This is a genomic window from Pseudodesulfovibrio tunisiensis (assembly GCF_022809775.1).
In the GTDB taxonomy this organism is placed as follows: Bacteria; Desulfobacterota; Desulfovibrionia; order Desulfovibrionales; family Desulfovibrionaceae; genus Pseudodesulfovibrio; species Pseudodesulfovibrio tunisiensis.
The window spans coordinates 361,497-382,131 of the sequence record NZ_CP094380.1; the positions used below are offsets into that span (position 1 = coordinate 361,497).

Annotated in this window: 20 protein-coding genes; 14 read left to right on the forward strand and 6 right to left on the reverse strand. The window is 58.2% G+C overall.

Going from position 1 to position 20,635, the window contains the following annotated elements; translation table 11 throughout:
• The 6 genes from MPN23_RS01785 to MPN23_RS01810 form a co-directional block, all read right to left on the reverse strand.
• Complete coding sequence (locus MPN23_RS01785; protein ID WP_279388688.1) at window positions 1–2,718, reverse strand: efflux RND transporter permease subunit; 2,718 nt, start codon at window positions 2,716–2,718, stop codon at window positions 1–3.
• Complete coding sequence (locus tag MPN23_RS01790) at window positions 2,715–3,755, reverse strand: efflux RND transporter periplasmic adaptor subunit (protein ID WP_243545756.1); 1,041 nt, start codon at window positions 3,753–3,755, stop codon at window positions 2,715–2,717. Before MPN23_RS01790 ends, MPN23_RS01785 begins: the two co-directional genes overlap by 4 nt.
• On the reverse strand, window positions 3,748–4,386 hold the full coding sequence (locus MPN23_RS01795) for a TetR/AcrR family transcriptional regulator (RefSeq protein WP_243545757.1): 639 nt from the start codon (window positions 4,384–4,386) through the stop codon (window positions 3,748–3,750). The genes MPN23_RS01790 and MPN23_RS01795 overlap by 8 nt, the downstream gene beginning before the upstream one ends.
• A gap of 274 nt (window positions 4,387–4,660) precedes the next feature.
• On the reverse strand, window positions 4,661–4,945 hold the full coding sequence (locus tag MPN23_RS01800) for a hypothetical protein (protein ID WP_243545758.1): 285 nt from the start codon (window positions 4,943–4,945) through the stop codon (window positions 4,661–4,663).
• A gap of 540 nt (window positions 4,946–5,485) precedes the next feature.
• Window positions 5,486–6,295, reverse strand: coding sequence for a nucleoside triphosphate pyrophosphohydrolase (gene mazG, locus MPN23_RS01805; protein WP_243545759.1), 810 nt, complete (start codon window positions 6,293–6,295; stop codon window positions 5,486–5,488).
• Window positions 6,296–6,325: 30 nt separating this feature from the next.
• The gene (locus MPN23_RS01810) at window positions 6,326–6,901 is read right to left on the reverse strand and encodes a CvpA family protein (protein WP_243545760.1); all 576 of its coding nucleotides are present in this window, start codon (window positions 6,899–6,901) and stop codon (window positions 6,326–6,328) included.
• 178 nt (window positions 6,902–7,079) lie between these two features.
• On the opposite strand from MPN23_RS01810, the gene rfbC reads away from it, so the two are divergent.
• From rfbC to MPN23_RS01880, 14 genes are all read left to right on the forward strand, one after another.
• Entirely contained in the window at window positions 7,080–7,649 is a 570-nt protein-coding gene (gene rfbC, locus MPN23_RS01815) for a dTDP-4-dehydrorhamnose 3,5-epimerase (protein ID WP_243545761.1), read from the forward strand.
• 2 nt (window positions 7,650–7,651) lie between these two features.
• Window positions 7,652–9,082: a mannose-1-phosphate guanylyltransferase/mannose-6-phosphate isomerase gene (locus MPN23_RS01820; RefSeq protein ID WP_243545762.1), complete on the forward strand. Its 1,431-nt coding sequence runs from the start codon at window positions 7,652–7,654 to the stop codon at window positions 9,080–9,082.
• A gap of 170 nt (window positions 9,083–9,252) precedes the next feature.
• Window positions 9,253–9,999, forward strand: a complete 747-nt coding sequence (locus MPN23_RS01825) for a cytochrome c3 family protein (protein WP_243545763.1) — start codon at window positions 9,253–9,255, stop codon at window positions 9,997–9,999.
• 15 nt (window positions 10,000–10,014) lie between these two features.
• Entirely contained in the window at window positions 10,015–11,985 is a 1,971-nt protein-coding gene (qrcB, locus tag MPN23_RS01830) for a menaquinone reductase molybdopterin-binding-like subunit QrcB (RefSeq protein ID WP_243545764.1), read from the forward strand.
• Window positions 11,986–11,996: 11 nt separating this feature from the next.
• Window positions 11,997–12,821: a menaquinone reductase iron-sulfur cluster-binding subunit QrcC gene (gene qrcC, locus MPN23_RS01835; RefSeq protein WP_243545765.1), complete on the forward strand. Its 825-nt coding sequence runs from the start codon at window positions 11,997–11,999 to the stop codon at window positions 12,819–12,821.
• Between the two features lie 15 nt (window positions 12,822–12,836).
• Window positions 12,837–14,078 (forward strand): menaquinone reductase integral membrane subunit QrcD, encoded by a 1,242-nt coding sequence (gene qrcD, locus MPN23_RS01840; RefSeq protein ID WP_243545766.1) that lies wholly within the window; start codon window positions 12,837–12,839, stop codon window positions 14,076–14,078.
• 353 nt (window positions 14,079–14,431) lie between these two features.
• Window positions 14,432–15,544 (forward strand): metallophosphoesterase, encoded by a 1,113-nt coding sequence (locus tag MPN23_RS01845; protein ID WP_243545767.1) that lies wholly within the window; start codon window positions 14,432–14,434, stop codon window positions 15,542–15,544.
• A 264-nt stretch (window positions 15,545–15,808) separates the two neighbouring features.
• Window positions 15,809–16,537, forward strand: a complete 729-nt coding sequence (locus MPN23_RS01850) for an amino acid ABC transporter ATP-binding protein (RefSeq protein ID WP_279388689.1) — start codon at window positions 15,809–15,811, stop codon at window positions 16,535–16,537.
• Between the two features lie 29 nt (window positions 16,538–16,566).
• Window positions 16,567–17,373 (forward strand): ABC transporter substrate-binding protein, encoded by an 807-nt coding sequence (locus tag MPN23_RS01855; protein WP_243545768.1) that lies wholly within the window; start codon window positions 16,567–16,569, stop codon window positions 17,371–17,373.
• Window positions 17,374–17,452: 79 nt separating this feature from the next.
• Window positions 17,453–18,220: an amino acid ABC transporter permease gene (locus tag MPN23_RS01860; protein ID WP_243545769.1), complete on the forward strand. Its 768-nt coding sequence runs from the start codon at window positions 17,453–17,455 to the stop codon at window positions 18,218–18,220.
• Between the two features lie 9 nt (window positions 18,221–18,229).
• Window positions 18,230–18,946, forward strand: coding sequence for an amino acid ABC transporter permease (locus tag MPN23_RS01865; RefSeq protein ID WP_243545770.1), 717 nt, complete (start codon window positions 18,230–18,232; stop codon window positions 18,944–18,946).
• Complete coding sequence (gene deoC, locus MPN23_RS01870) at window positions 18,947–19,612, forward strand: deoxyribose-phosphate aldolase (RefSeq protein ID WP_243545771.1); 666 nt, start codon at window positions 18,947–18,949, stop codon at window positions 19,610–19,612. It abuts the gene before it with no gap.
• A complete protein-coding gene (locus MPN23_RS01875) occupies window positions 19,609–20,256 on the forward strand; it encodes a precorrin-8X methylmutase (protein ID WP_243545772.1) in 648 nt (215 codons plus the stop codon). Before deoC ends, MPN23_RS01875 begins: the two co-directional genes overlap by 4 nt.
• A 116-nt stretch (window positions 20,257–20,372) precedes the next feature.
• The gene (locus MPN23_RS01880) at window positions 20,373–20,630 is read left to right on the forward strand and encodes a 4Fe-4S dicluster domain-containing protein (protein WP_243545773.1); all 258 of its coding nucleotides are present in this window, start codon (window positions 20,373–20,375) and stop codon (window positions 20,628–20,630) included.
• Window positions 20,631–20,635: the final 5 nt, after the last annotated feature.

Below are 20,635 nucleotides of genomic sequence, written 5' to 3' on the forward strand. Positions count from 1 at the left end.
TCACGCCGAAGAAGGGGTTCCCGTGACCAGCAGGCCGATCATGACCCCGCCCAGCGACAGGATGACCGAGGTCAGGATGATGAACGGCGTGGTCATGGAGTTGAACTGGGTCACCAGCACGAGGAAGATCAGGAACAGGGCGGACACGAATGCCTTGGTCAGGAATGCGGACGCTTCCGCCTGTTCCTCCTGTTCGCCGGTGAACTTGTAGCTGTAGCCGCGCGGCAGCTTCATGTCCTTGAGGATGGTCTGGATGTCGTTGATCACGTCCTGCGCCAGTCGGCCGGAAACATCCGCGGACAGGGTGATCACGCGTTTCTGGTCAATGCGGTTGATGCCGCCCAGTCCGCCGCCGAGGGAGATGCTCGCCACGCTGGTGATGGGGATGGATTCCCCGTTCGGTCCGGAAATGGTGATGCGTTCGATGTCGTCCAGGGAGTCGCGATTCTTTTCCGGCAGTCGGGCGATGATGTCGTATTCGTCCTTGCCCTCGCGGTACACGCCAACCTTGAAACCGTTGATTGCCGTCTTCACGGCCCGGGCCACGGTGAACGCGTCCACGCCAAGGAGTGCGGCCTTTTCCTTGTCCACATCCACCCGGATTTCCGGTTTGGCCGAGACATAGTTGTCCTTGAGGTCCACAAGGCCGGGAACGTTTTTGATTGCGCGTTTGATCGTTGCAGCAAGCCTGCCGAGATCGCGCAGTTCCTCGCCGTAGACTTCCAGATTCACGGCACTGCCCGTGGGCGGTCCCATCTTTGCGGGCTCGACCTGAACTTCCGCGCCCTGAATGGCCTTTTGCAACCGGGCGCGCAGCTCGTCCGTGATTTCCGTGGAGGAGCGGGAGCGGTCCTGCTTGTCCAGAAAATCCAGTGTGGTCAGGGAATAGTGTGTGCCAATCTCGCTGCTGCGGCCGGATTCGCCCACATTCGCAATGAAGTACTCCACGTCGGGATATTCCGTGGCCACGCGTTCCACGATTCGTGTCAGCCTGTCGGACGCGTCCAGATTGGTGCCCACCGGGGATTTGATCTTCACGTCCGTGCGCTTGGGGTCGGTCTTGGGCAGGAATTCAACGCCCTTGCCGAACAGGCCGAAGCCCACGACGGAAAGGATCAGGAAGCCGAAGGACAGACCTATCACCTTGAGTCGGTTGTCCAGCGACCATTCCAGTATCGGACGATACAGGGAACGCAGACGATCCATCATGCGGTCGACCAGCTTGGGCTTCTTCCGTCCGTCGTCCGAGGGAACGTCCTGAAACTTGGCGGACAGCACCGGATTGATGACCAGCGCCACGAACAGGGAGGCCAGCAGGGCGATGACCACGGTAATGGGCAGGTAGCTCATGAATTCGCCCATTATGCCGGGCCAGAATATCATGGGAAAGAATGCGCCGATGGTGGTCAGGGTGGAGGCAATGACCGGCCATGCCACTTCGTCCGTGGCCTCCAGTGCGGCCTGATACCGGGATTTGCCCATGTGCATGTGCCGGTAGATGTTCTCCACCACCACGATGCCGTTGTCCACGAGCATGCCCAGAGCGAGGATCAGCGAGAACATGATGACCATGTTCAGGGTGTAGGACATGATGTCCAGCACTGTGAAGGTGATGAGCATGGACACCGGAATGGCCAGCGACACGAATGCGGCCGAACGTCCGCCGATGAACGCGAACACCACGACCAGCACCAGAAGCAGGCCCGTGATGATGTTGTTCTGGAGGTCGTTGACCATGAGCCGGATGTCCTTGGACTGGTCCGAGGTCAGGTGCACCTTCAGGGTCGGAGGCAGGGTTTCCTGCGCCTCCCGCACCAGCGTCTTGACCGCGTCGTTGATCTCGATGACGTTTTCACCGGCCCGTTTTTTCACTTGAATGGTGACGCTTTGGATGCCGTTGATCCGGCTGCGGGACGTGGGGGCCTTGTAATGGTCGCGGATGGTGGCGATGTCTCGCAGGTACACGGGTCTGCCGTCCTGCTGGTGGACAATGATCCGGCTGATTTCGTCCGGGTGCTGGAAATCCGCGGGAACGCGTACCAGATATTTGCCCCGGCCAATCTCCACGGACCCACCCGGGGTGTTCACGTTGGCGTTCTGCAGGGAGCCGAGCAGGCCGGAAAGCGGGATGTGGTAGAATGCCACGCGGTCCATGTCGAATTCCACATGGATTTCCCGCTCCAGTCCGCCGATGATCTTGGCATCCAGCACGCCGGGCACGGCCTCGATCCGGTCTTCGAGTTCCTCGGCAAACACCTTGAGGCGTTTCAGGGAGAACGGGCCGGACAGCACCACGTTGAGGATGGGGGCTTCGGAAAGGTTGATTTCCTCGATGATCGGATCGTCCGGCAGGTCCGGAGGCAGGTCCGGCTTGGCCTGATCCACCTTGTCGCGCACCTTCTGGAGCGCGTCGTCGATGTCCACGTCCGGAGAGAACTCCACCGTGATCATGGAAATGCCGTCGTCCGATACCGAGGATATTTCCTTGGTGCCGGAGAGTCCCTTGAGCTTGCGCTCGATGGGCATGGTCACCAGCGTTTCCATGTCCTCGGGAGCCACGCCTTCGAATGCGGTCGTCACGAAGATGTAGGGAATCTTCACGTCCGGGTCGCTTTCGCGCGGAAGCGAGACATAGCTGGCCATGCCCGCAATCACGATGAACAGGAAGAGCACCATGACCGTGGACTGCCGTTTCAGGGCGGTGCGGTTGACGATCATTTCACCACCACTTTCATGCCGTCTTCAACCAGTGTGTGCCCGGCCACGATCAGGTTTTCTCCGGGCTCAAGGCCTTCGAGAACCTGCGCCCTGTCGCCTTCGATCACGCCCAGACGCACGGTGCGGGAGCGGGCCGTGCCGTTTTCCTCCACATACAGGATGCGTTCCCCGCCCTGATTGATGATGGAAAAGAGCGGAACCACCACGGCGTCCCGAATCTGGCGGCGGAGCAGGGAGACCCGGGCCAGCATGCCTGCCCGGATGCGGTTGTCGCGGTTGTCCACCAGCACCCGGACCCGAAAGGTCTTGGAAGCCTTGTCCGCCTTGAAGGATACGAAATCCACGGTGCCTTCCCATTTCGCGCCGGGAAGGGCGTCCACGGTCACGGTCGCCTTCTGCCCCTTGCGGATGTAGGGGATGTCCATTTCCGGAACATTGACATGAATGCGGATCACGGACGGGTCCACGATGTCGGCCACGTTGCCACCTGCTGTCAGATGTTCACCCCGATCCACATAGCGGTGGTTCACGATGCCGCTGACGGGCGCGCGCACCACGCCGTATTCGAAATTCACCTGCATTTCCTTGAGGGATGCCTCGCTCTTGGCCAGTTCCGCTTCCATGCGGTCGAATTCCTCCTTGGCCAGCACGCCCTTGGCCAGCAGTTCCTGCCGACGGCGGAGCTGTTCGGCTGCGAGCTTGCGTTCGGCCTTGGCCTTGTCGAAACGTGCGCCCTCGGATGCCACGTCAAGTCGGGCGAGCAGGGCGCCGCGTTCCACCCGGTCGCCTTCGGACACGCCAAGCCAGATCACGGTGCCCGTGCTTTCCGAGGACACGCAGACATCCTTGTCCGGCTCGGTTTCCCCGGGCAGGGTGATGCGGTCCTCCATGCCTTGGAGTGCGGTTGGTGATATCACCACTTCCACGGCTTTTTCCCGCACTTCGGAGTTGGCCTGGGAAGCCTTGTCGCCGCACCCGGCGGCTGTCAGGATCAGCAGGCAGAGCAGCAAGGCGGGAAAAAATCCTGTTTTATGCATGTACAGTCTCCCTGACGGCACAAAGACCGCCGTAAATGAATGTCGTGAGAAATTCGGTCAGGCTGTCCAATTCCTCCTGCGAGGTGATTCCCTTGCTCGGGTCGTGGGCCGCCATGACGAAATAGTGCGTGAGGATGCCGGTCGCGCCGATCGTGACGCTTTCCATCCGGTGCTCGGGCATGTCCGAGCCGACAATCTCCCTGATTACCGGAGTCAGCAGTCGCAGCTCCATTTTCATGTGGCTGTCGAAGATGGTCGGATCGGAATCGTCGGCCAGGCATTCCCTGAGCAGCAGTCGGGTCCGGTTGAACTCCTGACGACTTTTCCTTTCGAAAAGGCAGAGGAAACGGAGTTGCGCCGTAATGTATATCCGCAGGGTTTCCTTGGCGGAAGTCACTGCGGTCAGGGCTTCGGATATTCGGGTGAAAACCTCCCGGGAACCGTCATCAACCCATTTGGTCAGCACGGCTCGATAGAGCTTCTTCTTGTCGCCGAAATGATAGTTGACCGCGGCTACGTTGGCTTTGGCTTTCATACAGATTTCGCGGACCGTTGTTTTCTTGAACCCTTTTTCGCAGAACACCTGGCTGGCCGCTTCCAGTATTCTTGCGCGTGTATCGCCGTCTTCCATGTTTCCTCCGTGCTGGTATTGAAACATCTTTTAAAACGTTGTTTGAATCGTTGTTTAGACGCGAGGGAGAAATCTGTCAAGGCCATTTCCGGGCATTCGTTCCGAAGAGATTGCCGTGTTTTGCTGAGCTCGGCTTGTCGAAAATTGCCAAAAGGGAGGTGGTCGGTGGAAGCGACAAGGCCCCGGATGGATTCCGAGGCCTTGTGCGGGGAGGGTTCCCTCCGCCTTCCGCCATGAGAAGACGGAGGGGACGGCGCGTATTTTCCGGCGTTCTTCAGATCATGGCGTCCACAACAACGCCCTTGGCATAACCGCCGAGAACGTCTTTCTGGAAGTTGTAACTCTGGGTCATGCCGGACGGGTCCGACGACCCGGGGTTCATGTAGTCCAGTGTCTTGGACACGAGCATGCCTTCAGCGGAAGACTTGTCCACCGGGGCCATGCCCGAACCGCTGCCGCTTTGGTTCATGTAGTCGAGGGTCTCGGAGACAACCGCCGCGCCGAACGTCTGCCGATCGAACGGCATGGGGCCTCCGACCCCGCCGATGCTCATGCTCATGGTCTACCCTCCCGGTCAAAGGCCGGAAAAAGCGCCTATCAGACATATCGGCGGTAAATATGATATCTTTAGATCAGAATCTATATTGCGTGTAGGGTTGTCGCTCGAGCGGAGCGATCAAGCGTCCGTTCGGGACAGGGGGAAGGGTATGGACAAGCAGCTTTTGAGTCTCGGCGCTGCCGTGGTGGCAGGAGTGCTGTTCGGGGTGGTGATGTTTCGGCAGAGTCGGGGTAATGTGTCGGGAGTGCGGCGGGGCGTCAGGATAATCTTTGGCGCTGTTGGTGCCGGGGGGGCCGTATATTACATACTATGGGTTGCTCTTGGACCGGGAAGAACCGGATGGCCCTGAAGCTCGACATTTGTGGCGAGTGAAGGTATTTTCTACCTATGAGTACCATATTCATTGTCGGAACAGCCATTGTCGCGGGCCTGGTCACGGGCGGGCTTGTCGTCTGGAAAAGTCGGGGCCAGTGCCCGCCCTGACGGCTGATCTTCAGTACGCTCGGCGCGGGTATCGCCGTGTATCTTCTTTTGACGGCCTTAAGCTGATTCGTCCTGTTGCGAGGCCTTGACCTCGTCCCACAGGGCATTCATGGCCTCAAGGTCCATGTCGGCAACGCTTTGCCCACGCTGTTGGGCAAGTTCCTCCATTGCATTGAACCTGTTCAGGAATTTCTGATTGGCGAAATCAAGGGCTGCATTGGCCTTGATCCCTTTTCTGCGTCCGAGCTCCACCAGCGTGAACAGGCAATCCCCGAATTCGCGTTCGCTGGCCTGCTCGTCTCCGGATTCGAGCGCTTCCTGCCACTCCCGCCATTCGTCCGCAAACTGTGCCTCCACATCCCGATCCGATTCCCAGGTGAAGTGGTTGCGTGCTGCCTTGGCATTGATCCGGTAGGCCTTGAGCAGCGGAGGCAGTCCCTTGGGCAGGGAATCGAACACCCGCTTGCGGTCGGTTCCCCTGTTTTCCTCCCGCTTGGTCTTTTCCCAATTGTCCCAGAGCTGGTCCAGATTGTCGAAGTGGCGGTCGCCGAAAACATGAGGATGACGGCGGATCATCTTTGCCGCGTTGTGGCGCAGGGCGTCGGAAAGCGTGAAAGAGCCATCCTTCTGATATAGCACGCTCAGGAAAAGCAGGATGAACAGCACGTCGCCGAGCTCTTCCCGGGCGTCGGACGCATTGCCCGCACGGATGCCTTCGATCAGCTCGAAGGTTTCCTCGGCCAGATAGTCGCACAGGGTTTCCGGGGTCTGCTTCTTGTCCCAGGGGCAGCCGTTCGGGCCGATGAGGGCGTCAATGACGTCAAGCACCTCGGCCAGAGCCGGGGCATGGGGAAGGGAATCGCTCATGGAGCGCCTCCTGTTTGTGTCGCGGATGATTTATTCTTCGTCGCCCGTTTCCGGGGAGTCCATGCCGATGGCCGTCTTTGCGCCGTTGATGGCCTCCTGCGGCGAGGGAAGGTCTATGCCCTTGGATTTCAGGGCGTCACGCATGGATTCCGGGGTCATGTCTCCGAGAACCTCCATGACATGGCGGGAATGCTGCGCCACCAGCGAGGTTTTCACTGTCTCGGAATCCGGGGCAAAGGACTGGACGAGCATGAGCACGATCATGCTGACCAGAGCGCCTTCCGCAAGGCCGAGAATGCCGCCCATGAGCCTGTCCAGCCATCCGAGCAGGGCTATGTTCAGGATGGTCTGAATGCCTTTGGCCAGTAGCCAGAAGGCCAGCACCGTTCCCGCGAAGACCAGAACATAGGACAGCGCGGCGACAGTCATCTGATTGCTGATGTACAGCTCCAGATGCGGCGCAAGGATCGAGTTGTATCTGGAAGCCAGCACCACGCCGAGAATGACCGCAGTGAGCGAAAGTATTTCCCGCACAAGTCCGCGGAAAAAGCCCCGGATCAGAAAAAGTCCGGCGACGCAGATGAGTATGATGTCTAGAAAGTTCATTGTGGTCCTGTTGGAATTTGCCGATTCTCTCCACGCAAGGGGATTATCAAAGAGGCGGTCAAAAGTGAACCATGTGCAGTATTTTTCTCCGGGGAGCACATGAGTTGCGCCATGTCGGCCTTGTCTTGGAGTCGTATCTCGGCTAATTGTTTCGGGCAGCGAGACAAGGAGGATGCAGATGCAGGTCAAACAGACCGATTTTCCCGGCCTCCTCGTTCTGGAACCACGGGTTTTCCGGGATGAGCGGGGCTTTTTTCTTGAAACCTACAGCAAGCGCGCTTTTGCCGAAGCCGGAATTTCCTGCGAGTTCGTGCAGGACAATCATGCCTTTTCGCGTGAGGCCGGCGTATTGCGCGGATTTCATTTTCAAAGGCCGCCTGCGGCTCAGGCCAAGCTGGTCTGGGTGACTGCCGGGGCCGTGCTCGACGTTGTCATCGATCTGCGAAAGGGCTCTCCCACGTTCGGCAGGACCTACGGGATCGAATTGAGGCCGGAAAACTTCACCCGCATGTTCATCCCGAAAGGGTTCGGACACGCCTACGTTACTCTGGTTCCCGATACGGAATTCATGTACAAGGTGGATGCTCCGTATACGCCGGAGTGCGATTCCGGCATTGCCTGGAATGACCCGGACATCGGCATGGATTGGGAGAGCCTGTTGTCGGGACGGAGTCCGATTCTTTCGGAAAAGGATCGTGCGCAGCCTGCTTTTGCAGATTTCGAGTCGCCGTTCATCTACGAGGAGTAGCCATGTCCAAGGAACAGCATCCCAAGGAAAGCCCCGGAGCCGGTCGTCATGCCATCATTCTGGCTGGCGGGTCCGGCACGCGCCTGTGGCCCCTGTCGCGCAATCTCTTCCCCAAGCAGCTTCTGGCTCTGGACGGGGAAAGGACGCTGCTGCAGCAGACCGTGGCCAGAGTGCTTTCCGCATTTGCCCCCGCAAACATCTGGGTCGTGACCAACGAGGAGCATGTCTTCGAGGTTCGCAAGCAGATAGCCGTGCTGCACGAGGGACTGGGCAGTCAGGTCCTTACCGAGCCCATGGGCCGCAACACGCTTCCGGCCATCATGCTCGGCCTTGAACATATTTCCGGGGAAGGGGATGACGCCACGGTGGCCGTGTTTCCTTCGGACCATCTCATCAAGGACGAGGCCGGATGGGCCGGTGCCGTGTCTCTGGCGGCCGAGCTTGCTGCGGATGGACGGTTCGTCACCTTCGGGGTGACTCCTCGCAGCGCGGAAACCGGATACGGCTACATCGCCCTTGGCAGGGAAATCGGAAAAAACGTTCGCGAGGCGGACGGATTCGTGGAAAAGCCGGACATGTCCACTGCCGAAGCCTTTGTCCGGGACGGAAGCCATTTGTGGAACAGTGGCATGTTTCTGTTTCGTGCCCGGGATTTTCTCAAGGCTGTGGCCGAGCACCAGCCTGAACTCTGGGATTGGTGGCTGGCGCGGGAAGATCGACCGCTCGTGGACGGGTATCGCGACATTCCCAATATTTCGGTCGACTATGGTGTGGTCGAGCATCTCGACAACATTGCCGTGGTGTGCGGCGGATTCGACTGGGATGATCTGGGAAGCTGGGAGGCCATGTACCGCCTTGGGGACAAGGACGGGCAGGGCAATGTGGTGCAGGGCGATGTGCTGGTCATGGACTGCAGGAATTCCCTGCTCATTTCCGAGGGAGGAAAGCTTGCGGCCGTTGGACTGGAGGACATGATCATGGTGCAGACCCGTGACGCCACGTTGGCGTGTCCCATGTCGCATGTTCAGCGGGTCAAGGAGGTCGTGGACGAACTCAAGGCCGAAGGCAGTTCACTGGTCGAGAGCCATCCCACGGTCAAGCGGCCCTGGGGCAGCTACTGCGTTCTGGAGGAAGGACCGCACTACAAGATCAAGCGGATCGAAGTCATCCCCGGAGCGCGGCTTTCCGCACAGATGCATCATCATCGCAGCGAACATTGGGTCGTGGTGGATGGAACGGCTGTTGTCGAGGTGGATGACGTGGAACGTACCCTGGTCGAGAACCAGTCCGTGGACATTCCCAAGACTGCAAAGCATCGGCTCGGCAACCCGGGAAAGGTGCCGCTGGAAATCATCGAGATACAGAGCGGCCCATACCTGGAAGAGGATGATATTGTGCGGTTCGACGATGTCTACGGTCGGGTCAAGAATTAGTCCATTTCGTGTTTTTGTTGTCTAACATTTTGGAATAAAGACTTATTTGTTTTTAACGCACTTCGTGAATATTTTCATATTCTCTTGACACAAAAAGCGGCCATACCGTATGGGAACATAGTTCTTTAGGTGTGATTTTCACATTAACTCTAGAGTGATGGGGCGAGGTTATGGAGGAAAAGAAATCAACGAAACGGTGTGGGGGGGCTATTCCCTTCATCATCGGCTTCCTGGTTGCCTGCGTAATCGGATGGGCGTGGATCCCCGGACTGTTCTTCGACGATGTCGAACAGCCGATATGGTTCAGCCACAAGATTCACGTGGAAGATCAGGGAATGGACTGTGAGAGCTGCCACTATTTTCGTGAAGACGGCTCTTACGCCGGATTTCCAACCAACGAGGTCTGTGCCGAGTGTCATGCCGTCGATCCTGAAGAGGCGATCGAGGCGATCATGGACGCTGGCATTGATCCCAAGGACACGGAAGCGGTCATGAAGGCCGAACTCGAGGCGATCGAGGACAATCTGGCTTCCGAGTCCGAAGAGGCAAGGGCTGCGGAGCGCGAATACGTGGTCAAGTATCTGATTCAGGGTGAGGAAGTTCCCTGGCTCAACTACCAGTATCAGCCCGACAACGTGTTTTTTTCGCATGCTGCGCACAAGAATCTGGACATCGCTGAGCTTGCATCCATCAAGGATGACCTGAGCAGCGTTGTTCCCGGCGATGTTTTTGACGAACCCGCGGAGACCAATTGCAATCTTTGCCATCTCAAGGACATTGACAAGAATAATGTCCCGCCGGCGTTCAAGCGCAACATCCTTACCGGTTACAGCAAGACGACGATGAAAATGTGGAAATGTGAACGGTGCCATGCTCTGAAGGGTCAGAGCAACGCCTGCTACGTCTGCCACAAGTAATAAAGGGGTGCTGCAATGAGCGTAGGACGCAGAGCATTTATCCAGCTGAGTCTTGGTGGCACCGTCGGCATCCTTTTCACGCCGGTGCCCTGGAAACTGCTTGATGATGCGTCCATCTGGACGCAGAATTGGTCGTGGATTCCGACACTGAAATACGGCGAAATCGCCGATAAACCGACCGTCTCCAAACTGTGCGCCTCCGGGTGTGCGGTGAAGGTGCGTACCGTGGCCGGAGAGGCCTTCGGCACCGAGGGCAACGAAGCCAACGTGCTTTCCGGCGGCGGCATCTGTCCCATGTGCGCCAACAGCGTGCAGGTGAAGAACAGCCCCAACCGGGTGAAGGCGCCGACCCTCAAGGGCGGCAAGACCATCTCCTGGGATGAGGCCATCGACATGGTGGCTGGCAAGGTCAAGGCCGCAGGTGCCCGGACCGCCGTCATTTCCGGCGATCAGACCGGTACCGTGAACGAGGTCTTCTCTGCACTGCTCAATGGCTTGGGCAGCGACAACTTCTACATGATGCCGTGCGACATGCAGGCTTCCGACAGGGCGTGGACCGGTCTGATGGGCGGTTCCGGTCAGGTCGGTTATGATCTGGAAGGTGCGGATTTCGTGCTGTTTGCCGGTGCCGATGCCCTGGAATCCTGGGGCCCCACGGTTGCCAACATGAAGGCATTCACCGAGAACGGAAAGGCGACCTATGTCTTTGCCGGCCCGGTGCAGACCCGCACTGCCGCGGTTTCCTCCAAATGGGTGCCGGTCCCGGCCGAAGGCATGGCCGCCTTCACCCTGGGCCTCGCCTATCATGTGCTGCAGGCTGGCAAGTCCGTGCCTGCTGCCGATTTCGCCCAGTTCAAGTCCATGGTGACCAGTGGATACTCCCCGGCCAAGGTCGAGGCGGCCATCGGCGTCAAGGGCGACGTGATGGCGAAACTTGCCAGACAGCTTCTGAGCGCTGGCAATCCCGTTGTGGTTCCCGGCGGTTCTTCGGTTGCGGCGCACGCCGCGGCCTATGCCCTGAACCTGCTTCTGGGCGGCGCCATGAACATTCTGCCCGAATTCCCCACGGTTGTGGAGAACGCCATGTCCCGCAGCGAAATGCTGAAGAAGGACGTGCTCAAGGGCGTGAATGCCGACGTGCTGCTGGTCAACGAAGCCAATCCTTCCTTTGTTCTGCCCGAGCAGATCAAGGCCGGATTCACCGTTGCCTTCAGCCTGTACAATTCCGAAACCACTGCCGCGGCCGATCTGGTTCTGCCCGTGGCTCATTCCTTTGAACGCTTCGACGACCTCCAGAGCCCCTATGGCGTGGCCAAGGCCACCTACAGCCTGGGTACTCCGGTCTGCAAGGCCGATCTGGATGTGAAGGCTCCTGCCGACGCGGTTCTGGCCATTGCGAGCAAGGCCGGTGTCGATCTCGGAGTGGAGACGTTCGAGGAAGTTCTTCAGGCCAAGGTTGAAGCCATTGGCGCGGATTGGGACGAACTGGCCGAAGGCGCTGCCTGGGTTTCCGAGGAAGCCGCGGAAGTCTCCGGCGTACGGTTTGCCGCCAACGTTCTTGGCAAGGCCGCCGTGCCTGTCAAGGGTACCGGAGCCGTCTCCCTTGCTCCGTATTCCCTGCTCACCGTGGGAACGCCGAATCAGGCGACCACTCCGAACGCACCGTGCGTGATCTCCAACAGCCAGTTGGTGGGCGACACCCTGGTTGTGATGATGGCCTCCGCCACTGCCGGCAAGCTCGGTCTTGCCGAGGGTGCCAAGGTCAAGCTGTCCGGCGGCGCCGGAGAGTGCGAAGCTCAGGTCAGGATATTCGAGGGCGTGCTGCCCGGAACGGTTGCGGCTCCGCTGAACATGGGCCACACCGTGGGCGACGAGTTCTCGAAGGGCAAGGGCGATAACATCTACAAGATCCTCACCGTGAGTTCCGAAGCCGCCACGGGTGCTTCCACCTGGGCCGGTTCCACTGTGAACGTCGCCAAAATCTAGGGAGATTCATCATGCAAACAAAAGAATTCAAGATCAAATGGGGCATGGTGATCGATATTGACAAGTGCACCGGTTGCGGCGCCTGCATGGTTGCCTGTCAGGTGGAGAACAATATCGCTCCCATGACCAAGAAGGACCCGTACAACTACGTCCAGTCCCTGACCAAGGATCGCGACGACGCTTCCAACAAGCTGAAGACGCTGACCTGGATGAACGTGTACGAACTGTCCAACGGCAAGGCGTTCCCGGATCACGAGGTCGCCTATCTGCCTCGCCCCTGCATGCAGTGCGGCAATCCCGCATGCGTGCCCGTGTGCCCGGTTGTTGCCACGGACAAGAATGAAGAGGGCGGCATTGTCAGCCAGATTTATCCCCGCTGCATCGGCTGCCGGTACTGCATGGCGGCTTGCCCCTACCATGCCCGGTACTTCAACTGGTGGGATCCCCTTTGGCCGGAAGGCATGGACAAGGGCCTGAGCCCGAGCGTGTCCGTGCGTCCCCGCGGCGTTGTTGAAAAGTGCAATTTCTGCCATGGCCGTTTCATGAAGGCCAAGGAAGAAGCCCGCATCAACGGCGAGGATCCCGACAATCTGCCCGAGGGCGCTTACGTGCCTGCCTGCGTGGACATCTGCCCGACCAAGGCGATCACGTTCGGTGATCTCAACAATCCCGAACATGAAGTCCATAAACTCGCTCATGGCGACAACTCCTTCCGTCTGCTCGAAAAGCTCGGTCTGGCTCCTCAGGTCTACTACATGAGCAAGCGCGAATGGGTCCGCAAGCAGGGCGACAATTACATTGCCGGCGATGACGCTCACGGCACCCAAGGCCACTAGGGAGAGGAGGCAATCATGGATAGCAAACTGTTCCCTGAAGGCGTACAGCGGTGTTCCTTCGGCCAGTTCATGATCTGGACGCTGGCCGTCCTGGCCGTGTTCGGCTGGGGGCTCTACGCCGCGGTTCTGGTACTGTACAACGGCATCGGCACCACCGGGCTGGACAACTACTTCGGGTTCGGCCTGTGGATCACCTTTGACCTTGCGGTCATCGCCTTGGGCGCTGGTGCGTTTTTCACCGGTCTGCTCAAGTACATCCTGAAAATCAAGCAGTTGGAAAAGATCATCAACCTGACGGTTATCGTCGGCTTCATCTGCTATTCCGGGGCCATGATGGTCCTTTGTCTGGATATCGGCCAGCCCGCCCGTTCGTGGTTCGGCTACTGGCATCCGAATGTCCATTCCATGCTGACGGAAGTTATCTTCTGCATCACCTGCTACTGCACCGTTCTGATCATCGAGTTCGTTCCGCTGGTCCTCGAGCAGAAGCAGTTGAACAAGATTCCGTTCATCCACGCCCTTGCGCACAACATGCACATCAACATGGCGTTGTTCGCGGGTATCGGCGCGTTCCTGTCCACATTCCACCAGGGTTCCCTTGGCGGCATGTACGGCGTGCTGATCGGCCGTCCCTACGCGTTCCGCGAAGGGTTCTTCATCTGGCCCTGGACCTTCTTCCTCTTTGTGCTGTCCGCTGTGGGGTCCGGTCCGGTCTTCACGGTTCTGGTCTGCACCCTGATGGAGAAGATCACCGGCAAGAAACTGGTCGAGTTCAAGGTCAAGGCTCTGATGGGCAAGATCGCGGGCACCATGCTCTGCGTGTACATGTTCTTCAAGATTCTTGACACCTGGGCCTGGGCCGAAGGCTACCTGCCTTCCGTTGGCCTGACCTTCGACCAGATGTTCTACGGTGTTGCCTACGGCAAGTGGATGTTCTTCACCGAACTCGTGCTGTGCGGCCTTGTCCCGGCCATCATGCTGGTGGTGCCTGCCATCCGCAATCGCCCGGGCCTGCTGTATACCGCGGCCATTCTGGACTGCGTGGGCGTGACCATCAACCGTTACGTCTTCACCGTTCAAACCATTGCCTTCCCGGCCATGCCGTTCGACAAGTGGTACGTGTACTACCCGAACTGGGTCGAGTGGGCCTCCTGTGCCATGATCGTGGCTTACGGCGTTCTGGTCATCAGCCTCAGCTACCGTTACCTGCCGGTCTTTCCGCAGGAAACCAAGCTGAACTACCAGACCGGTGAATAATCGCCGACAGGCAGACTAGCTACTATGAAAGCGCCCGACTCAGGTCGGGCGCTTTTTTTGTCTGCAGCGATCTTCATTTTTTAAATTCGGCTTGTTCTGCTGGAGAACGAAAAGGTTTTTCGAGGCTTATCTCGGAGTTTCAGCGCAGTGTTATCCAAACAGGACGATGAAAATTCCCTTTCCCTTTGCCAAACCCATGGGGATCCAAGGGGCTTCGCTCCTTGGCGGGTCCAGGGCAGCGCCCTGGTCTCCCCGAAGGGGCCACCGGAGGTCATAAAACTGTACACAAGCCTTTCTGTATGCAATCGTCAATATGGGTGGGCGTGGCATAATCATTTGCAGGAGGTTTGGTCATGGCAGAGGGCAAGACCATTTTCATCAGTGACATTCACATGGGAACGCAAAACAGCCTGTACCCGGAAAGCGGTTCGCCGTGGTGCTGGCTCAGAGAGGATCGGGCGCGAATGCTTGGCGATTTTCTGGCCGATGTGGCACGGCGGGACGATGTCGGCTCAGTGGTCATTCTGGGAGATCTGTTCGACGACTGGGTTGTCCCGGCTTCCATGGAGCCGGAACCGGACATGTTTCAAAGCATTGCACGCGCCTCTCAGAACAGGCCAGTCATGGACGGTTTTTCCGCCATTCTCGAAGCGGGCAAGGAACTCGTCTATGTCCACGGCAATCACGACATGTTCCTGAGCGAAGACATGTTGCAGCAATTGATCCCGGGCATTGTCTTCGTTCCGGACAGGGATGGACAGGGACCCGGGACAGCCGTGTACCGGGACGGCGTGATCGCGGCGGAACACGGGTGCGCATACTGTCTGGTGAATTCCCCGTTTCGGAACGAACAGGGCGAGTTTGTCCATCCGGCCGGATATTACATTTCCCGTCTGGCCGCGTATGGCGAATTCGAGGGAGATGGGGTGAACTATCTGGAGGCGCTGGCTCTGGCTTTGCGTCGAGGCCTGAACAGCGACAGGATCGTGGGCACCATGGTCCGGGCTGCTGCGGATGGCGTTGACTATGCCACGGACAGGGAAATCGTGTTGAATGCGGGAATCGCGCATACCGTGGCGGACGTTGCCGACGCATTTGCTGGCTGGTTCGATGTCTGGCCCGGGGACAAGGATGTTCGTGTTGATGCCGGGCAGGCGCTGGACGGGGAAATCGGGCGCCTCAGGGATTCGGCCGCTGCGGAATACTTTGGACCGGGGACCGCATCCGTGGTGATCTTCGGCCATACGCATACCGCACGGCTGTGGGCGCGTCCGTTCGATTTGACGTACAAGGGCGACGCGACTCGTCCGCAGGAGTACATCTATGCCAATACGGGCACGTGGGTGAACGGCAAGGCTGCGACGTATGTGGAGACGGAAGAGGTTGACGGGCGGATGCATGTGCGTCTGTTTCGCCAACTGCGGGGCAGGGGAAATTTGCTTGGGGAATTCCATGTGCCTGCCTGAACAGGACATGTCGGCCGGGATCGTTCCCGGCCTTTTTTCATTCTCTCGTGATCGATCAAGGGACGTTGACTTCTGCGGATGACAATAATGCCAAACCAGGGGCAAAATGGTCGCGCTGGCTGTCGCCAACCTTGACTTTTTTGCTGTTTTGGATAACAAGGTTCAGGCAAGTTCGAATGCCCGGGCCTGGCCGCCTGGGAGTGATTTCAAGCGGCTGCTCAGGGTTCTTTTTTTTGCCAATTTTCGTTTTGGAGAGAGTTTCACATGGCAATGATAGAAGTGCAGAAACTGCACAAGTGGTATGGTGATTTTCATGTGCTCCAAGGGATTTCGGAGTCCGTGAACAAGGGCGAGGTGCTGGTCATCTGCGGCCCTTCAGGCTCCGGCAAGTCCACCTTCATCCGTTGCATCAATCGGCTGGAGGATTATCAGAAGGGCACCATCCTGTTCGATGGCAGGGACATTCATGACAAGGATGTGAACGTCAATGAACTGCGGTCCGAGATCGGCATCGTGTTTCAGCAGTTCAACCTGTATCCGCATCTGAGCGTGCTCAAGAACGTGACGCTGGCGCCGATCAAGGTTCGCAACATGCCCAAGGACGAGGCCGAATCCATTGCCCTGTCCCTGCTGGAGCGTGTGGGCATCCATGATCAGGCCCACAAGTATCCTGCGGAACTTTCCGGCGGTCAGCAGCAGCGCGTGGCCATTGCCCGCGCTCTGGCCATGAAGCCCAAGGTCATGCTTTTCGACGAGCCCACCTCGGCGCTGGACCCGGAAATGATCAATGAAGTTCTGAACGTCATGAAGGACCTTGCCCGCGAAGGCATGACCATGCTGTGCGTGACGCACGAAATGGGCTTTGCCAGAGAGGTCGCGGACCGGGTCATCTTCATGGACGGAGGCGTTGTCGTGGAACAGGCTCCGCCGGACGAGTTTTTCCGCAACCCCAAACATGAGCGCACCAAGGCGTTCCTGAAGGAAATCCTTTAGAGCGCACAAACCCATAGAGAGGAGGATGTATGAAAAGACTGGCAGTCGTTCTTACGTTGATCCTGGCGTTCGCATTCGGCATCACCGCGGCTCACGCGGGCAAACTGGAGGAGATCAAGGAACGCAACAAGCTGATCTGCGGGGTCAAGGACTCCGTGAACCTGTTCGGCTTTGTTGATCCCGACTCCAAGGAACTGGTCGGTCTGGACATCGATGTATGCAAGTACATCGCTGACAAGCTGGGCGTTCCGGTCGAGTTCAAGGTCGTGACCTCCAAGAACCGGATTCCCATGCTGGTCCAGGGTTCCGTGGACATGCTGGCCGCCACCATGACTCACAAGTTCTCTCGTGACGAGAAGATCGATTTTTCCATCACCTACTTCATGGACGGCCAGAAGCTGCTCGTGAAGAAGGGCTCGGGAATTCAGTCCGCCGCGGATCTGGCCAACAAGAAGGTCGGCACGGTGAAGGGCTCCACTTCCGAGAAAAACATCAAGAATGCGCAGCCCAAGGCCCGCGTCATTTCCTATGACGAGTACCCGCAGGCCTTCATGGCCTTGAAGCAGGGCAAGGTCAAGGCCGTGACCACCGACTCCGGCATTCTGGCCGGACTCAAGGCGGGCGACGACAATCCCGAGATGTGGGATATCGTGGGTCCGTTCATTGCCTCCGAACCCTATGGGCTCGGTGTTCCTCAGGATGATTCCGCTTTCCGTGATTTCGTGAACAAGTGCCTCAATCAGATGTGGCTCGATGGCACCTATCACAAGACGTTCAGAAAATGGATGGGTTACGAGGTCCCCGAAGGGTGGACCATGGAATTGTGGCCCATGTAGTTCGAGTTGAGGTTTTCGGGAGCGCCGCACGGCGCTCCCGTTTTTTTCCGTCGCAAAACCCCAACCCACGGATGGCGATTTGACTTACCAGTTCAATTGGAATGTTCTGTTTTCCGGTGAACCGGCGCAGTGGATATTCGAAGGTTTTCTGACCACCATTCAGATTTCCGCCTTTGCCCTGATTGCGGCACTGGCTCTCGGAATTCTCATTTGCGTTCTTCGCATGACACCTGTTCGGCCCCTGCAATGGTTCAGTCTGGCATATACCGAGTTCTTTCGGAATACGCCGCTGCTGGTCCAGATTTTCTTCTGGTACAATGGTTCCCACTACATCATGCCGGAGGCGATTCGCACCTGGCTCAACGATCTGTATTACTGGTTCCCCGGCCCCTTCACCATGTTCGGCCATTCGTTTCAGGGCGAATGGATCCTGTTCAACGTGGAATTCATCACCGGGGTCATTGCCCTGACCGTGTACACTTCGGCCTTCATTGCCGAGGAAATCCGCGCGGGCATCTTTTCCATTCCCAAGAACCAGCTTGAGGCGTCCCGGGCCGTGGGCCTGTCCTTTCTGCAGGCATACCGGTTCGTGATTCTGCCGCAGGCGTTGCGGATCGTGATTCCGCCGCTTATTTCCCAGGCTCTGAACCTGATAAAGAATTCGTCCCTGTGCATGGTCATTGGCGTGACCGAACTCATGTTCATGGCCAGTCAGGTCGAGTCCTACTATGGTGCGCCGTTTGAGGCCTTTTCCGCGGTATTGCTGATTTATCTGGTGATTTCGCTCTTTGTTTCGCTGTGCATCAACATGTACAACAAGCATTTCATGATTCAGGTGCGGTACTAGGAGGGCGGAATGCATTGGGAAATCGTTTGGGATAATTTCGACTATTTCCTGTGGGGCGCGGCCAGAATCGACAGCGCGTTCCCCTTCATCCACAACGTGGGCGGACTCGCCGCCGGTGTGATTCTGGCATTCTTCGGCATTTTCGGTGCCTTCTGGCTCGGCATCGGGGCAGGACTCATGCGTCTGTCCAAGCGGTGGTGGGTCAAGTTGCCGGGACTCGTCTATATTGAAATGATTCGCGGCGTTCCGTTGCTGCTGTTGATCTTCTGGTTCTTTTTTCTGGCTCCTGTTCTGTTGGGACAAGCCTTGCCCGCGTTCCACACCACGCTGATCTGTTTCATCGTGTTCACCGGAGCCTATGTGGCGGAAATCGTCCGTGCCGGCGTGCTTGCCCTGCCTTCGGGGCAGATGGAAGCGGCGCGGGGAACCGGGTTGTCCCATGTGCAGGCCATGCGCCTTGTCATCCTGCCGCAGGCGCTCAGAAACATGATTCCGTCATTCGTGAACCAGTTCGTTTCCTTGACCAAAGATACCTCGCTGGCCGCAATTATCGGCGTGAACGAGTTGACACGGACCGCTGTGCAGGTGGACAATCGCGACATGATCGCGTCTTTTGAAATCTGGATAACCATTGCGGCCATGTATTTTCTGATCTGTTTCGTGCTGACTTCGTTCAGCCGCAGGCTGGAAAAGCAACTGTCGCGCTATCAGGCGAGGAACCGCTAAATGGAACTGACTCCGCAGGATATTGCCGGACATATCGACCACACCCTGCTTCGACCCGACGCCACGGCAGCGGATTTGGAAAAAACATGCGCCGAGGCCGTGCGACACGGTTTTTTCGGCGTGTGCGTGAACCCGTCCCTGATCTCGCTGGCGAGTTGGCTGCTGCGGGACAGGACGCCCGTGCCCGTGGCCGTGGTCGGCTTTCCTCTGGGCGCGACCCTGCCCGAGGTCAAGATGTGCGAAGCGCGCGAGGCCGTGTGCCGGGGAGCGCAGGAAATCGACATGGTCATGAATATCGGGGCGTTCAAGGCTCAGGATTTTCGGGCCGTGGCCAAGGACATACGGACCGTGGTTGAAGCTGTTCAGGATCGTCCGGTCAAGGTCATTCTGGAGACCGGGCTGCTTTCCGATGCGGAAATCGTGGAAGCCTGCGGGATTTGCGTTGATGCCGGAGCTGCCTTTGTCAAGACGAGCACGGGATTCGGCCCGGGCGGGGCAACTGTGGAGCATGTCCGGCTCATGCGCGAGATCGTCGGCCCGGATGTCGGGGTCAAGGCCAGTGGCGGGATCCGGACCTTCGAGGAGGCCGTTGCCATGATCGAGGCCGGAGCCAGCCGCATCGGAGCTTCCGCTTCCGTTGCCATCGTGACGGAGCCGGAAGCATGACCCATACCCGTTTGCAGCAGTTCTTCACGCCTCGCGGCATCGAGGCGGAGTCCTTTCGCATCATTGACTCCGAGGTACCGGACCCCAGACCGTATCAGGGGCCTCAGTGGGAGATCGTGCGGCGCATGATTCATACCACTGCGGATTTCGAGATGCTTGATCTGGTACGATTTCATCCGGGCGCTGTCGAGTCCGGGCGCGATGCCCTGAAACGTGGCTGTGACATTGTCACGGATACGGAAATGGCGCGCCGGGGCATTCCGGTTCGTCGCATGGATCCGCTCGGCTGCACCGTGCATTGTCTGATGAATGACGAGCGCGTGGTTGCCAGAGCCGGGGAACAGGGAACCACCCGGGCTTTTGCTGCCGTGGACGTGGCCGTGGACGAACTGCGGCCCGAGATTTTCGTTATCGGCAATGCGCCCACGGCTCTGCTTCGCCTTCTGGAGCGTTTCGAAGCCGGAGACATTGCTCCGGCCCTTGTGGTCGGAATGCCCGTTGGATTCGTCAATGCTGCGGAATCCAAGGATTTGCTTATTCAGAGCGAACTTCCCTACATTGCCATTCAGGGGCGCAAGGGCGGCTCCGCTCTGGCAGCCTGCGTGGTGAACGCCATAGCGGAAATGGCGCTTTCCTCGGAATAAAATTCACGCATTTTACTTCTCATGAGGTTGTCATACCTCCCGCGCAATGCTACGGGCGTTGATTATGCGTCGGGTTGGAATCCGACACGTATCATTAACGTTTTCTGGAAAGGGTTATGGCCAAAAAAGACAAGGGTAAGAGCAAGGTCACCGTCTATCCAGGCTGGTGCAAGGGCTGCGGGGTCTGTGTGGAGTTCTGTCCGGGGAAGGTCCTGGAGTTGAACGAGGATGGCAAGTCCACGGTGGTTCGCGAGGATGACTGCATTCGATGCGGTTTCTGCGAATTGCACTGTCCGGATTTCGCCATCGTGGTCACGGACAAGGACCCGGATACCGGGAACAACAATAACAACGCTTCCAAAAAAAAGGCGTAGGGGCC